Origin of the sequence: Streptomyces sp. NPDC091282 (assembly GCF_044757385.1) — a bacterium.
In the GTDB taxonomy this organism is placed as follows: Bacteria; Actinomycetota; Actinomycetes; order Streptomycetales; family Streptomycetaceae; genus Streptomyces; species Streptomyces gramineus.
In genome coordinates this window covers 814,754-828,670 of the sequence record NZ_JBIVUX010000004.1, presented here as the reverse complement: position 1 = coordinate 828,670, position 13,917 = coordinate 814,754, and the positions used below count along the sequence as shown (strand labels likewise).

Below are 13,917 nucleotides of genomic sequence, written 5' to 3'. Positions count from 1 at the left end.
GATGAAGGAGCTACTGCGATGAAGGCGGGCGGGATCCACGATCTGGGTCCCGTCCTCGGAGGACGGAGACCTCTCGTGACGACGAAGCCCGCTACGGACGCGACGGCGGACCGGTCACTCGCCCCGCTCGAACGCCTCGACGAGGAGATCATCGCGCTGCTCGCCCGCCGCCGCGCGATGGCGCGGCAGCTCGTGCCCCCGGCCCGCGACCGCGCCGCCGACCCGGTCTTCGCGGAGACGGTACGCGGCGTCACGGGCCGCTACCGCGAGGAGCTCGGCGGCGCCGGCGAACTCGTCGCCCGCGCGGTCATGGTGCTGTGCGACCCCCGCCGCGCGTCCTGAAGAAAGCTTCCTTCCGGGCGGCTCGGGCTCCTGACCGTTCAAGTGACCGGTCGGCCGGTTGCGCCGGGCGCCGGTGTCCCCGCGGGGCACCGGCGCCCGGTCCGCCTCAGCCGTGGCGTCCTCGGCTCACCAGGCCAGCGGGCCGTTGACGTCGAAGTAGCCGCCGGTCGGTCCGTCCGGCCCGAGCTGTGCCATCCGGACGATGATCTCGGCGCCCTGCGCCACGGTCTGGGTGCCCGTGTTGCCGTTCAGGTCGGTCTTGGTGAAGCCCGGTTCGACGGAGTTGATCCGCATCTTCGGGAAGGCCTTCGCGAACTGCACGGTGAGCATGTTCACCGCGGTCTTGGACGTCGGGTAGGCGATGCCCGGGTAGAAGTGGGCCGGGTGGTCGGGGTCGGAGAGTGCCGTCAGCGAGGCCAGTCCGCTGCTGACGTTGACCACGACCGGCGCCGCCGAGCGCCGCAGCAGCGGCAGGAAGGCGTGCAGGACACGGACCACGCCGAAGACGTTGGTCTCGAAGGTGTTCCGCATCTGGTCGGCGGTGACGGTCTCGGCGGTCGGCACGCTGTTGTCCGCGGTCCGGGACTCGATCCCGGCGTTGTTGATCAGGACGTCCAGTCCGCCGTCCGCCTCGATCGTCTTGGCGGCGGCCTCGACCGAGGCGTCGTCGGTGACGTCGAGGAGGACGAACCGGGCGCCGAGTTCCTCGGCGGCCCGGCGGCCCCGCTCGGCGTTCCTCGCGCCCACGTACACGGTGTGGCCCGCGGCGACGAGCCGGCGGGCGGTCTCGTGGCCGATGCCCTTGTTGGCTCCGGTGATCAGTGTTGTCGTCATGCGTCCAGCCTGCGCCGCGGTCGTACGGTCAGCCAGCACACCCTTCTTCCTGGGACCGGCAGTACCACCGACGCGCCTCCGCGACCCGGGCCGCCCCGGAAGGACGACCGCGGCCGCTACGTCTGGGAGGTGACCGCCGGGCGGTCCGGTGCGGTGGGGTGGTGCCAGGCCCCGGCGGTCAGGCGCAGGGTGCGGGCGCGGCCCTCGGCCGTGATGTCGTAGGGGACCAGCATGATCTCGTCGGCGCCCAGGGCCGTGGCGAGCCGCCGCAGGCCGGCCGCGACGGTGGCGGGGGCGCCGCGGACGAGCTGCATGTCGTCCAGCATCCTGCCGACCAGGTAGCGCTCGCGTGCCTCCGGCAGGACGACGCCCGGCGACGTCGCGGCGTGCTTCTGGCGGAACCGGGCGGTGATCGTCTCCTGGACGAGGCGTTCGGCCTCCTCGTCCGTGTCGGCGCACTGGACGTTGACGGACGCGATGACATGCGGGCTGGTCCCGAGCGGGCCGGGGGTGAAGGCCGACCGGTAGCGGTCCAGGGCCGCCGGGCGGGACTTGGGCCCGAGATGGGCGCCGTAGGCGAACGGCAGCCCGCGCGCGGCGGCGACCCGGGCGCCGTTCTCCGAGGTGCCGAGCACGAAGACGCCCGGCGGCACCGGCAGGGCCGGGGAGAGTTCCAGCTCCTGGAACTCGTGGCCGCCCGGCCAGCGGCCGTAGAGGAAGCCGACCAGTTCGTCGAGGAGTTGGGGGAACTCCGCGCGTGCCTGGGGCGGGCGGCGCAGGGCGCGGTCGAGCAGGGTGCTGCTGTCCGTGCCGCCGGTGGCGCGGCCGACACCCAGGTCGATCCGGTCGTCGTGCAGCGACTGGAGGACGGCGAACTGCTCCGCGACGGTCAGCGGCGCGTGGTTGGTCAGCATGACGCCGCCGGAGCCGACCCGGATGCGGCGGGTCACCGCCGCGATGTGCGAGATCAGTACGGCCGGGGAACTTCCCGCGCAGCGCGGTGAGTTGTGGTGCTCGGCGACCCAGAAGCGGTGGTAGCCGCAGGTGTCGGCGGCCACCGCCGTGGCGACGACGTCGTGGAGTGCCTGCCGGGCGGTGCCGCCGGGCGCGACCAGCGCCACGTCCAGCACGGACAGCGAAACCATGGAACCTCCCTGGAGTGGGGCGGGGCGTGCGGCGCGCGGTGGGTGTCAGGCCGCGGCCGTCTTCGCGTCCGCCGTGACCGGCGGCGACGGCATCAGCAGGGCGAGGGCCGCGAGCAGGGCGAACGCCAGGGCGAACAGCGCGGCGGTGCCCGACAGTGAGAGATACGACAGCAGCAGACCGGCGGCGAGCGGACCGAGCGGCTGGAGGATCTCCGCGACGAACCCGAGGGCCGTCGTGGTGCGGCCGTAGATGTTCTCCGGCACGGTGGTCGCCAGGATGGTCCCGAACACCGCCCCGTTGACGGGGGTCAGCAGGCACAGCGCGGAGTACCCGGCGGCGAAGGCGATGCCGCTGTCCGTGTACCAGGCGACGGCTAGCATGACGCCGGCCAGCGCCGGTCCGGACGCCATCACCGTCTGCATCCGCAGTCTGCGTTGCAGGAACGGCGCGATCAGCGAGCCGGTCAGGCCGGTGATCGCCGCCGCGCTCATCGCGAGGCCCACCGCCGTGGCCCCGTCGTGCTCGCGGCCGATGCCCAGCAACAGGGCGTAGGCGAGGGCCTGGAAGGCGAAGTTCTCGCCCGCGGCCAGCCCGGCGATCGTGCGGAGGAAGGGGTTGCGGACCACGTACCGCAGGCCCGCCGTCAGCCGGGGCAGGAAGCGCTCGCGGGGTTCGGACTTCGCCCCGGTGCCGCTCATGTGCGCCAGCACCGCCTCCTCGCAGTCCTCCGCCTCCCGCGCCGGGTCGGCGCCGCCCGGCGTCCTCTCGCCGGTGCCTCCCGCTCCGTCCCCGGCCCCTGCCCCGGCGTCCCGGTCCGCCCGGCGTGCCGCCTCGGCGCGCCGCAGCGGGCGGTACAGGGCCAGCACGCACAGTGCGGACACCGCGTAGGTCGCCGCGTCGATCGCGAACGGCAGCCACAGCGAGGCCGCGATGAGCAGACCGGCGACGGCCGGGGCGACGATCCCGGCGGCGTAGGCCCGTGCCTGGTTCAGGGAGATGGCCGTGCCCAGCTGGACGGCGGGGACGACCCTGCGGACGGTGGCGTTCTGGCTCGGCCGGAACAGCTCCACACCGACCTGTGCCACGACCACCGTGATCACGGCCATCGCGATCGGCAGCCGGTCCAGATACGTCCAGACGGCGACGGCACCGACCGTGACCAGCCGGGCCAGGTCGGCGACGAGCATGAGCCGCCGGTGGCTGTAGTGGTCGGTCAGGTACCCGGCGGGCATCCGCAGCACCATCGCCGTCACCAGTACGGCCGTACCGATGACGCTGGTCGCCGACGTCGAGTACCCGCTGCGCAGCAGCACCAGCGGCAGCACCAGCGAGGTCATGGCCGTGCCGAAGTCGGACAGGGCCTGTCCCACCCACAGCAGCCGGAACTCGCGGTTGGCCCGCAGCGGTACGACGGCGGGGGCCGCCCCTGAGGCGGCCGGCGTCCCGTCCATCACGCGCCCGTCCGGGCGGCCGCGGGCAGCAGGTCGTCCAGGACGAAGTTGCCGTTGGTGCGGCCGCCGGGGCGGGCCGTGCGCAGCCGGTCCAGGAACAGTGCCACGCCCGCGGACCCGCTCGCGAGGTCGCAGCTCTCCCGCACGGTCTGCTCGCCGGGGAAGACGATCCCCTCGGGACGCTCGATCGCCATGCACAGCACGGACTCGGCCACCCGCTCCGCCTCCGCGAGCAACTCGGTGTCGCCCAGGAACTCGTAGGCGTCGAGCAGGACGTTGCCGAGCCCGCTCGTGCCGTGGAACAGCTGCGGGAAGACGGTGTACTTGCGGCGGACGTCGGGCAGCAGCTCGTCGATCCGCGCCCGCAGCGCGGGATCGGCGGTGACGTGGTGGTAGCGCAGCAGGGTGGTGAGGACGCCCGCGGTGCCGTGGTCCCAGTAGTGCCGCACGACCATGGTCGGCTTGTCGTCCGTCGCCACCGTCGCGGGGAAGGACAGCCGCCCGCCGGCCCCCGCGACCATCTGGGACAGGTCGAAGTCCAGTGCGGCCCGGCCGAGTTCGAGCACCGCCGGATCGCCGGTCGCGCCGTGCAGGCCGAGCAGGAACAGGGCGATGCCGGACGCGCCGTCCGCGTAGCCGATCGGGGTCGGGCGGCTCGCGTCGGGCCACGAGGCCAGACCGTTCTCGCGCCGCGCGGTGCGGGCGAGATGGCCGCCGACGGCGACGGCGCGGTCGAGGAACTCCGCCACCCCCGAGTCCCGCCACAGGCGCAGGCACGCCATGCCGTATCCGGCCGCCCCGGTCAGCACGCCGGGCTCGGTCAGCAACTGCGGGTGGTCGTGGGCCCCTTGGAGCGTCCGTACGGCGATGTCGACGTGGCCGATGGCCGACTGGGCCCAGGCCACGCCCGCCGTGCCGAGATACAGTCCGGCCGGCATCGCGTCGTGGGCGGTGGACTGGCGCAGGGCCCAGGCGTGCAGCTCGTCCGGTACCGACCCGCGCAGCCGGTGCAGGGCGTACAGCGGGCCGTACGCGCCGTGGGCGAGCGAGAGCGGGTTCGTCCGGAACACCGCCACGTCGGCGGGGAACAGCCGGTCCTGCCGGTCCAGGTCCGCGGTCCCGGTCCAGAACTCGGCGACGCCCTGGAGGGTCGCCTCGACACGCTTGTGCAGCTCGACGCGGGCCGCCGCGTCCGTCACCGGGGGCAGTCCCAGCGGCGGCGGCTGCCGCCAGGCGTCCCCGAAGGGCAGGGCCTCGATGCGTGCGCGCAGGGCGTCCGGGTCCGGCAGGTCGGCGTCCTCGTCGTACAGGTCGGTGATCAGCCGCACCAGTTCGGCGGGGAGTGAGAGGTCGGCCGCGACCTCGGCCAGCAGCCGGCGCGGCATCGTGCGGTCGATGAAGTCGGTCTGGTGGCAGAGCATGACGCAGCCGAGGATCAGCCCGCCGAAGGCGTAGTAGTCCGTGCGCCGGTCGCCCTGCGCGGCCAGCCTCGCCCGGCGGGTCACCATGCCGGGCGTGTACAGCCGCGCCCCGCGCGCCGGTCCGGCCGGGGCGTCCTCGTGGAAGGCCGACTCCATGTCGATGAGCAGGACCCGGTCGTCGCCGGTGACCATGATGTTCGTCAGCGACAGGTCGCCCAGCACGATGCCGCGCTCGTGGCAGACCGCGATCGCGTCGGCGACCCGCAGCCACAGCGCGCGGAACCGCTCGTAGTAGTCGGTGAGGCGCTCGGCGCTCAGATCGAGGTTGTACACGGGGTTCTCGACGATGCCGAGGTGTCCCAGGTGGGTGCCCTCGATGAACTCCTCGACGAGGAAGGAGTGTTCCCACTCGGTGAAGAAGGCGACCGGGCGGACGAACAGGCCCGTGTCGGCGAGTTCGGTGAGGATGTCGTACTCGTGGCGCAGCAGCAGGACGGCGTCCGTCCCGTCCGGTCCGATCTGCACGCCCGGCCGCGCCTCGCGGATCAGCACGTCCGCGCCTGTCTCGTTGTCGATGCCGTGGTAGATCCCGCCGCGGTTGCTGAACTTCATCGCGCTGACGACGGTGAAGCGGCCGTCCGCCAGCGTGATGCCGGTGTCCGCGGGGTCGTCCGCGCCGGTCTCGGCGGGCTCGTCCGGCGGGGCGGGCCGCTCCGGTGCCGCCTCGCCGGTGAACGGGTCCCTGACCCAGGCCGGGAGGTGGAAGTACGGGTGGCGGATGTCCACGACCGGCTCCCCGTCCGGGGTGCGGATCAGCAGCTCCTTCATCCCGGAGGGCCTCATCCGGGAGATCGACACGAAGCCGCCGTAGCGGTAGTGGACCACCCGTGAGCCCGGATAGCGCCGGTCGGAGAGGATGTGCGGGCCGTCGAAGGCCGCAAGGGCCGCGGTCAGCGCGTCGCCCACCGCCCGGAACTCCTGCTCGTCCTGCGGGTACACCGTGATGAACTTGCCGCTCGAACCCCGCGGGAAGGACTTGCCGTTGGACTCCAGCATGGCCGCGGGATCCATCAGGAACTTGAAGTGCACGGCGGCGTCGCGCAGCAACGGCAGCGCGGTCCGCAGGACTTCGGCGCTGTTCTCGGAGGTCGCGGACACGTGCAGCTTCCAGCCCTGGGCGACGGCGGGCACCTGCGGCGGCGCGGTCAGCAGCCAGTAGCCCCGGCGCCACAGCAGCCACGACGGCGGCATCGCCGCACGGTACTCGCGCAGATGCTCCCCGCTGGGCGCGCGGCGCTCGAAGTCCTCGAACCAGCGTGGGTGGTGCGTCATGTACGTCTGGATGATCTCCCACTCGAGCTGCATTCCGCCCATCCCCTCTGCCGAGAACCCAAGTCGATGACGCGCCGCACCGCCGGCCCGGGGACACCCGGCCCCGGTCCGGCGGAACGGCGTGACGCGTGAACGCCAGCTGTCAGAAGCAGCTGATGTTGTGGCAGGAGCCCCCGCTGCCGGCGGGGTCGCTGATCATGGAGGCCTCCTTCTCGGGGCTGAGCTTCTGGAGGCCCAGGACGGCGTCCTGGCCGGCCGCGAGGTGCGCCTCGACGGCGTCGTCGGTCTCGGTGGGCTCGACGGGCTCGGCCTCGGCGTCGGGACGGATCTCCTCGGACATGGCGTCACTCCTCACATCGACGGGTTCGGTGCGTGCGGCGGTGCCGTGGTGCTCCGGCTGCCGGGCGGCGTCGGCGGCCCGGCAGCGGTCGTCCGGCTGCTAGAAGCAGCTGATGTTGTGGCAGGAGCCACCGCTGTCGGCCGGCGGCACGTTGCCGCCCGCCGCCTCCTTCTCCGGGTCGAGCCGCTGAAGCTGCAGGACGGCGTCGGCGAGCGAGTGGGCGGCCACCTCTGCCGCGCGGGCCACCTCGGCGGCCTTCTCGACCTTGGTGGAGTCGTCCTCGCCCTGCTCGGGTACCTGGTCCGCATCCGCCATGGGATCTCCCTCCCTCATGGGTCACAGCCGGTCCCTTCCACTCCGGTTCCGGCTGGACCCAGACGGTAGGAACGACCGCCACAAGAGCAGTTGGCGGACGGTGAAAACGCAGCTCGGGACCGGTGCGGAAGACCGCACGGCGCCCCGCCCGGACCCGCCCGGACCGGAACCCTCTCCCATCGCGCGGCTCTGACCTGCGCATATACCGTTTGCGAACCGGTTCGCAGCCGGACGTTCGAGACTCGGGGCGGTCACGTACGACTCGTGCCGGACCACGGCCTGACCGAGAGGGGGCGGGCATGCGGCTGGCCGAGCTGATGTCCCTGCGCCAGACGATCGGGGCGGGTGTCCTGGTCACGCTCACCGACCGCTGCCCGCTGAGCTGCGCCCACTGCTCCACCGCCGCCACCCGCCAGGGCCGCGATCTCGACCGCGCCGCGCTGCTGCGGTTCCTCGGCACCTTCACGGTCCGGGCCCGCCCCGACGTACTCATGCTCACCGGCGGCGAACCGCTGCTCCGCCCCGGACTGGTGGTCGAGGCCGCCGACACCGCACGCGCCCACGGCACCCGGACGGCGGTGCTCTCCGGCGCGTTCTTCGCCGACGGCGGCCCGCTCCCGGCGACGGTGCGCCGCGTGGCCCGCGCCGTCGACCACTTCTCGCTGAGCCTCGACGCGTTCCACGAACGGCAGGTCCCGCGCCCGCACGTGTTCGACGCGCTCGACGGCCTGCTCGCCACCGGTGTGGCGGTGAGCCTGCACGTGCTCGCCGACGGCCCGGCGGACACCTACCCGGACGAGGTCAGCGCACAGGTGCAGCGCCGCTTCGGCACCGAAGTCCCCATGCTGGTGGGCCGGCTGAGCCCGATCGGCCGGGGCGCCGGCCTGCGGCCGCGGCCCCGCCCGCAGGCCCTCCCCGACCCGGGGGCCGCCGCCCCCTGCGACATGGCCGCCTGGCCCGTCGTCACCAGCGACGGCTCCGTCACCGCCTGCTGCAACCAGGACGTCGCCGACCGCCGGGTCCGCCCCGGCCACCTCGGCCTCGGCGACATCCGATCGACCACCTGGCAGACCGTGTGCGAACGCGCGCACGCCGGCCCGATGCTGCGCATGATCCGCACGGTGGGCCCGGTCCACATCGCCGGCCGCGCCGGGCTGCCCCTCGCGGACGGCTACTGCGGGACCTGCCACCGGCTCGACGGCTCCGACGCCGCCCGGGACTGGGCGGACCGCGCCGGCGCCGGCCCCGCCGGGGAACTGCTGCAAGCGGCGGCGGTGCGCAGAGGCGAGGCGGCGGGACCGGCGGCACTCGTCGCCCGGCACGGCCCGGCCCGGCACGCCCATCTGGTCGACCCCGGCCACGGCCCTGCCGTCCGGCCCCGGCAGGAGCACACGCCGTGACGGCGGCGCCCGGACCCCGCGCGCCCGAAGCCCGGCCCGCCGAGGCCCCCCTGGGTGCCGAACTGCGCGCCGTCCTCGGCCTCGTGACCCCCGTCCTGCACCGCAGCGCCGCCCGCCTGTGGCAGCCGCGGGACCTCCGCGCCCGCTACCTGCGCTACCTCGTCACCATGCACACGGTGATCCGGGCCTCCGTCCCCCTGATGGAACGAGCCCTGGCCCACTGCCGCGACGCACCCGGCCGCGACCCGGCCGGCGAGCCGCTCCGCCGCTACCTCGCCGCGCACATCCCGCGCGAACGGCACCATGACACCTGGCTGCTGCGGGACATGGAGGCCGCCGGCCTCCGTCCCGGTCGCGAACTCGCCCGGCCGCCCTCGCCCGAGGTCGCCCGCCTGGTGGGCGCTCAGTACTACTGGATCGACCACTTCCACCCGCTGTGCCTGCTCGGCTACGTGGCCGTGCTCGAACTCAACGCGCCCGCCGTGTCGTTGGTCCCCCTGCTGGCCGAACGCACCGGACTTCCCCCGGCCGCGTTCGACACCCTGCGGCTGCACGCGGAGATCGACGGCGGGCACAGCGCGGCGGTGCTGACCGCCCTCGACGAGAGCGCGGCGCCCCCGCAGGTGCGGGCGGCGGTCAGGCTGAGCGCGCTCCACACCGTCCAGGCTCTCGCCGACGTACTGAACGCCCTGAGCGACGCGACGGACCGGACCGGCCGTCCTCCCGACCGAGAGGATCACTGACATGACGCCAGACACCGGTGCGGACGGTTCCGTCGACGGCACGGAGCGGCACGGCACCGAGGCCGCGCTGCGGGCCCTGGAGCAGGCGGGCTTCCCGGTCGGGGCGTTCACCGACGAGCAGCGTGCCGTGTTCGCCTCGCTCACCCCGCAGGAGCTCGAACTGATCCTCGACCTGAAGACCCGGCTCGACGCCGTGGAGCCGGAAGTGCAGGCACACACCGTCGTCGCGGGTGCGGCGCTGTTCTGAGACAGCGAGGGGACCGCTCATGCAGCAACGCAAGGTCATCACCGCACTCTTCTGCGATCTGGTCGGATCCACCGAGCTGGCGGGAGCCCTGGAACCCGAGACACTGCGCTCCGTCGTGCTGCGCTACTTCGAGGCGATGCGGAGCGGCATCGAGTCGCACGGCGGGACGGTGGAGAAGTTCATCGGCGACGCCGTGATGGCGGTGTTCGGCGTGCCCCATGTGCACGAGGACGACGCGCACCGGGCCGCCGCGGCGGCCCTGGACATGATCGCGGCCCTGGACGCGCTCAACGCCGAACTCGACCGGGACTTCGGCAGCACCCTCGCGGTCCGTATCGGCCTCAACAGCGGCGAGATCGTCACCTCTCCGGACCTCAAGGACGGCACGGTCGTGTCCGGCGAGGTGGTCAACGTCGCCGCCCGGCTCGAACAGGCCGCGCGGCCGGGACAGATCCTCGTCGGACCCGCCACGCGTGTGCTGCTGGGCGCGGCGGCGGTCGTCGAGTCCGTGGGTCCGCTGACCCTGAAGGGCAAGCGCGAGCCCGTCGAGGCGTTCCGGCTGCTCGGGCTGACCGCCGAGGGCGGACCGCCGGGAGTGTCGCGGCCCGGCGCGCCCTTCGTGGGACACACCCGGGAGTACGACCGGCTCGCGACGGCCTGGACGGAGATCGCACGGGACGGCACCGGGCGGCTGGTGCGGCTCACCGGCGACGCCGGGATCGGCAAGACGCGCCTGCTCCGGGAGTGGCTCGCGGCCAGGACCGCCGAGGGGGCGCTGGTCGGCACCGGCCGCTGCCGCTCGTACCGCGACGAGGCCAGCCTCGCGCCTCTCGCGGACGCCATCCGGGAGGTGCTGCGCATCGCGGAGACAGAGGGGACGGCGTCCGCCGCGGAGGGACCGGCCGAGGAAGCGCCGCTGAGCGAGGACGCCGTTCGGGGGGCTCCGGTCCCTGCCGACGCGGAGGCCGAGGGCGGTCCTCGGACGGAGGCGGAGGCCGAGGTGCGGGCCCATCTGCGAGCAGGTCCGCTGGTCCGGCTGCCCGCCGGAACCCGGAGCCGGTCGGTGTCGGTGCCGGACGACGAGGCGGCCTACGAGGTGCTGCACGGCGGGCTGCTGGCCGACGGCACCCCCAGCCCGTCCGCCGAGACCACCTGGACCGCGGCCGCGGCGGTGCTGCGGGGCCTGGCCGCCGCCCGGCCGGTCGCCCTCGCACTGGACGAACTCCAGTGGGCCCGCCCCCAACTCCTGGAAGGCGTGGCCAGGTTGACGGAGATGCTGGCGGGGTCGCCGGTCCTGCTGGTCTGCTCGCAGCGCACCGGCGAGGACGAGCCGCCGGTCACCGCCGACGAGATCCGGCTGCTCCCGCTGTCCCGGGCCGAATCCCTGAGCCTGGCCGCCGCCCTGACGACCGGACACCCCGACGTCGACGCGCTGGAGGCGGTGGTGGAGCGCGCCGAGGGCAACCCGCTCCATCTGGAGCAGCTGCTGACCATGGTCGAGGACGGCGCCGACCCCGGCGAGCTGCCGGTGACCGTGACCGCCGTCCTCGCCGCCCGCATCGACGTGCTGCCCGGCCCGCAGCGGGCGATGCTGGACGCGGGCGCCGTGATCGGCCGCCGGTTCGGCGCCGCGGAGGTCCGCCTGCTCCTCGACGCGCCCGCCGACGGAGCCCCGTACCCGCGCTGGGAGCAGGCACCCCTGGAATCGGCGGTCCAGGAGCTCGTACGACGCGGACTCGTCGAACCGGCGCCCGGTGCCCCGGCGACCTACCAGTTCAGCTCCGGGCTGCTGCGCGACGTCACCTACCGGGCCCTGAGCAAGAGCCAACGAGCCTCCTGGCACGAGCAGTTGGCCGCGAGTTCGGAGACCGGCCCGGCGCTGGCCGCACACCATCTGGAGGCGGCCTACCTGCACCGCCGGGACCTCGGGCTGCGGGGCGAGCGCGTCGAGACCCTGCGCGGCCGGGCCGCCGACGCGCTCAGCAGCGCCGGCCGGCACGCGCTCGCCCGCGCCGACCTGTCCTGGTCGGCGGAGCTGCACGCCCGCGCCCTCGGCCACTGTGCCCCCGACGAGGCCAGGTGGCGGCATGCCGCGCAGGGCCTGGGCGAGACCTGGCTGGCGCTCGGCCGCAGCGACGAGGGCGGTGACCTGCTCCGGGAGGTGCGCGACGCGGCGTCCACGGCAGGCGACCGGCTCGCCCGCGCCCACGCCGGACTGCAACTGGCCTCCCTGGACCCCGACGCCTCGCCGGGCACGGCCGCCGACGCGGCCCGCTCCGGGCTCGCGGTGTTCACGGAGCACCAGGACCGGCTGGGCCTCGCCCGCGCCCATGTGCGGCTCGCCCAGGAGCAGCAGTACGCCGGACGGCACGGCGCCGCCCTCGATCTGCTGGCCGTGGCGCTCCGTCACGCGGTGGCAGCCGGGGCCGCCCCGGAACGGGCCATGGCGCTCGGCGCGCTCGGCATCTCCCTGTGGCACGGGCCCACCCCGGCCGGTGAGGCGATCGAGCGCTGCCGTGCCCTGCTCGCCGAGCACGGGCCCGGCAACCCGGTCGTGGTGGTCGCGCTGGACTTCCCGCTGGCCAACCTGCTCGCCCTGTCCGGCGCGGTCGACGAGGCACGCGGCCGGCTGGCTGAGGCGGAACGGTTCGCCGCCGGACTCGGCTACGCCGAAGTGGCCGCGTTCGGGCCGCTGTTCGCCGCCGGGGTGGAGGTCCTGGCGGGTTCGTTGGAGGAGGCGGAGCGGCTGCTGCGGCGGGCCGAGGAGACCTTCCGCACGGTGGGCGGGCCGATCCTGCATGCCGCCGCCCGGCGCGACCTGGCACGGGTGCTGATCGCCCGGGGGCTGCCACCGGAGGCGGTGCGGTCCGGCGCCGCCGGTGCCTCGGCGGGTCCCGGCTCCACGGGCGCCGGAGGACGGCGCCCCGAGGCGCTCGCCACGGACCTGACGCTGTCGCCCGCCGACGCCGCCGACGACTTCGGCGTGCGCGCCCTGGCCGCCGTGGCGTCCGGGGACGAGGTGAACGCGCTGCGGCTGGCGCGCCGTGCGGTGGCGGTGGCGGACACCACCGACTCGCCGGTCGGCCGTGCCACCGCCCGGCTCGACATGGCGCAGGTGCTGGGCGGGACGGGCCGGCCGACCGCCGCCGCACGGCGCGCCGAACAGGCGGCCCGGCTGTTCCGGGCCAAGGGACACGCCGTGGGAGTGGCAGCGGCGGCACAGGTGATCGCGAGCACGGCTCGGACGGCCCGTGACGAGACGCGGGGCGGCATCGCGACGAACGGAGGCGACCGGTGACGAGCGCGTTGAGCTGGGGCCTCGGGGACCGGCGGCCCGACGACATCCGGGTGGCCGCGGCCGCTCCGGGCGGCGCCGAGGTCACCCCGGCCTGGGCCTGGGGCGGCTCCACGGGTCGCGGCGTACGGGTGTGCGTCGTCGACAGCGGGGTGGAGCGCGACCACGTGATGATCGGGCGGGTGGCGTCGGCGCACGTGGTCGTCGAGGGCGACGACGGCCGCCCGCGTGTCGTGCCCACCGACAGCGGCGACGCCTGCGGCCACGGCACCGCCTGCGCGGGCATCGTCCGCGAGGTGGCCCCCGACTGCGAGCTGCACAGCGTGCAGGTGATCGGGGAACGGTTCACCGGCACGGGGGACTTCCTGCTGGCCGGTCTGAGGTGGGCGGTGGAACAGGGCTTCGACGTCATCAACATGAGCCTGTCGACCACGCACGAACGATTCGTACGAGAGCTGCACGAGCTGGCCGACGAGGCGTACTTCCGCCGCTCCGTCATCGTCGCGTCGGCGCACAACAGCCCCGTGGTCAGCTTCCCCTGGCGGTTCAGCTCGGTGGTCTCGGTCGGCAGCCACCGGGAGGACGACACCGGGCTGCACCTGTACAACCCGAGTCCCCCCGTGGAGTTCTACGCCAAGGGCCAGGACGTCCGCGTCGCGTGGCTGGACAACTGCGTCACCCGCACGACGGGCAACAGCTTCGCCACGCCGCGCGTCGCGGGACTGTGCGCGCGGATCCTGGCCAAGCACCCGGAGCTGACCGTCTTCCAGCTCAAGACGGTGCTCTACCTGACGGCGGCCAACGTGAGGACGACCACGGCCCCGGACGACCCCGTCGCCGCGACCCCGCCCGCCGCCGCCCGGCCCGCCGCCGTTCGGCCCGCGCCCGGCCCGGCCCCCGCCCCCGGTGCCGACCCGGCCGACGGCCTCGTCACCGCGCACGGCGCCGGTCGCCCCACGACCCCACCGTCCCCGATCGCGCCACCGTCCCCGATCGCCCCGTCGTCCCCGGCCGCCCCCGCGGACGACGGGCGGCCCTCCACCGGACGGCC

Annotated in this window: 11 protein-coding genes and 1 pseudogene; 6 read left to right on the top strand and 6 right to left on the bottom strand. The window is 74.5% G+C overall.

Annotated features, from left to right (window positions below; all coding sequences use genetic code 11):
- The first annotated feature begins 75 nt into the window (after nucleotides 1-75).
- Entirely contained in the window at nucleotides 76-342 is a 267-nt protein-coding gene (locus ACIQOE_RS22530) for a hypothetical protein (RefSeq protein WP_351324103.1), read from the top strand.
- 126 nt (nucleotides 343-468) lie between these two features.
- Here the strand turns inward: ACIQOE_RS22530 and ACIQOE_RS22525 are convergent, their stop codons facing one another.
- The 6 genes from ACIQOE_RS22525 to ACIQOE_RS22500 form a co-directional block, all read right to left on the bottom strand.
- Nucleotides 469-1,176 (bottom strand): SDR family oxidoreductase, encoded by a 708-nt coding sequence (locus ACIQOE_RS22525; RefSeq protein WP_365559987.1) that lies wholly within the window; start codon nucleotides 1,174-1,176, stop codon nucleotides 469-471.
- 116 nt (nucleotides 1,177-1,292) lie between these two features.
- Entirely contained in the window at nucleotides 1,293-2,321 is a 1,029-nt protein-coding gene (locus tag ACIQOE_RS22520) for an LLM class flavin-dependent oxidoreductase (protein ID WP_401413239.1), read from the bottom strand.
- Between the two features lie 45 nt (nucleotides 2,322-2,366).
- Complete coding sequence (locus ACIQOE_RS22515; RefSeq protein WP_401413235.1) at nucleotides 2,367-3,773, bottom strand: MFS transporter; 1,407 nt, start codon at nucleotides 3,771-3,773, stop codon at nucleotides 2,367-2,369.
- Entirely contained in the window at nucleotides 3,773-6,559 is a 2,787-nt protein-coding gene (lanKC, locus tag ACIQOE_RS22510; RefSeq protein ID WP_401413233.1) for a class III lanthionine synthetase LanKC, read from the bottom strand. The genes ACIQOE_RS22515 and lanKC overlap by 1 nt, the downstream gene beginning before the upstream one ends.
- A 109-nt stretch (nucleotides 6,560-6,668) precedes the next feature.
- Nucleotides 6,669-6,866: a hypothetical protein gene (locus ACIQOE_RS22505; RefSeq protein WP_351324095.1), complete on the bottom strand. Its 198-nt coding sequence runs from the start codon at nucleotides 6,864-6,866 to the stop codon at nucleotides 6,669-6,671.
- 99 nt (nucleotides 6,867-6,965) lie between these two features.
- On the bottom strand, nucleotides 6,966-7,181 hold the full coding sequence (locus ACIQOE_RS22500; RefSeq protein ID WP_351324093.1) for a hypothetical protein: 216 nt from the start codon (nucleotides 7,179-7,181) through the stop codon (nucleotides 6,966-6,968).
- Nucleotides 7,182-7,480: 299 nt separating this feature from the next.
- On the opposite strand from ACIQOE_RS22500, the gene ACIQOE_RS22495 reads away from it, so the two are divergent.
- The 5 genes and pseudogenes from ACIQOE_RS22495 to ACIQOE_RS22475 all read left to right on the top strand — a co-directional run.
- Nucleotides 7,481-8,581, top strand: a complete 1,101-nt coding sequence (locus ACIQOE_RS22495) for a radical SAM protein (RefSeq protein WP_365559981.1) — start codon at nucleotides 7,481-7,483, stop codon at nucleotides 8,579-8,581.
- A complete protein-coding gene (locus ACIQOE_RS22490; RefSeq protein ID WP_351324089.1) occupies nucleotides 8,578-9,324 on the top strand; it encodes an iron-containing redox enzyme family protein in 747 nt (248 codons plus the stop codon). The genes ACIQOE_RS22495 and ACIQOE_RS22490 overlap by 4 nt, the downstream gene beginning before the upstream one ends.
- A 1-nt stretch (nucleotide 9,325) precedes the next feature.
- A complete protein-coding gene (locus ACIQOE_RS22485) occupies nucleotides 9,326-9,571 on the top strand; it encodes an aroma-sacti cluster domain-containing protein (RefSeq protein ID WP_362176827.1) in 246 nt (81 codons plus the stop codon).
- A 19-nt stretch (nucleotides 9,572-9,590) separates the two neighbouring features.
- Nucleotides 9,591-12,869: an adenylate/guanylate cyclase domain-containing protein gene (locus tag ACIQOE_RS22480; RefSeq protein ID WP_401413229.1), complete on the top strand. Its 3,279-nt coding sequence runs from the start codon at nucleotides 9,591-9,593 to the stop codon at nucleotides 12,867-12,869.
- Between the two features lie 8 nt (nucleotides 12,870-12,877).
- A pseudogene (locus tag ACIQOE_RS22475) lies at nucleotides 12,878-13,690 on the top strand (S8 family peptidase); the annotation flags it as partial.
- Nucleotides 13,691-13,917: the final 227 nt, after the last annotated feature.

Bases quoted from the DNA above. Each gene is read 5' to 3' on its own strand.
- ACIQOE_RS22500 (WP_351324093.1), bottom strand. From the start codon at position 7,181: ATGGCGGATGCGGACCAGGTACCCGAGCAGGGCGAGGACGACTCCACC.
- ACIQOE_RS22520 (WP_401413239.1), bottom strand. From the start codon at position 2,321: ATGGTTTCGCTGTCCGTGCTGGACGTGGCGCTGGTCGCGCCCGGCGGC.
- ACIQOE_RS22505 (WP_351324095.1), bottom strand. From the start codon at position 6,866: ATGTCCGAGGAGATCCGTCCCGACGCCGAGGCCGAGCCCGTCGAGCCC.
- ACIQOE_RS22515 (WP_401413235.1), bottom strand. From the start codon at position 3,773: ATGGACGGGACGCCGGCCGCCTCAGGGGCGGCCCCCGCCGTCGTACCG.
- ACIQOE_RS22485 (WP_362176827.1), top strand. From the start codon at position 9,326: ATGACGCCAGACACCGGTGCGGACGGTTCCGTCGACGGCACGGAGCGG.
- ACIQOE_RS22495 (WP_365559981.1), top strand. From the start codon at position 7,481: ATGCGGCTGGCCGAGCTGATGTCCCTGCGCCAGACGATCGGGGCGGGT.
- ACIQOE_RS22525 (WP_365559987.1), bottom strand. From the start codon at position 1,176: ATGACGACAACACTGATCACCGGAGCCAACAAGGGCATCGGCCACGAG.
- ACIQOE_RS22480 (WP_401413229.1), top strand. From the start codon at position 9,591: ATGCAGCAACGCAAGGTCATCACCGCACTCTTCTGCGATCTGGTCGGA.
- lanKC (WP_401413233.1), bottom strand. From the start codon at position 6,559: ATGCAGCTCGAGTGGGAGATCATCCAGACGTACATGACGCACCACCCA.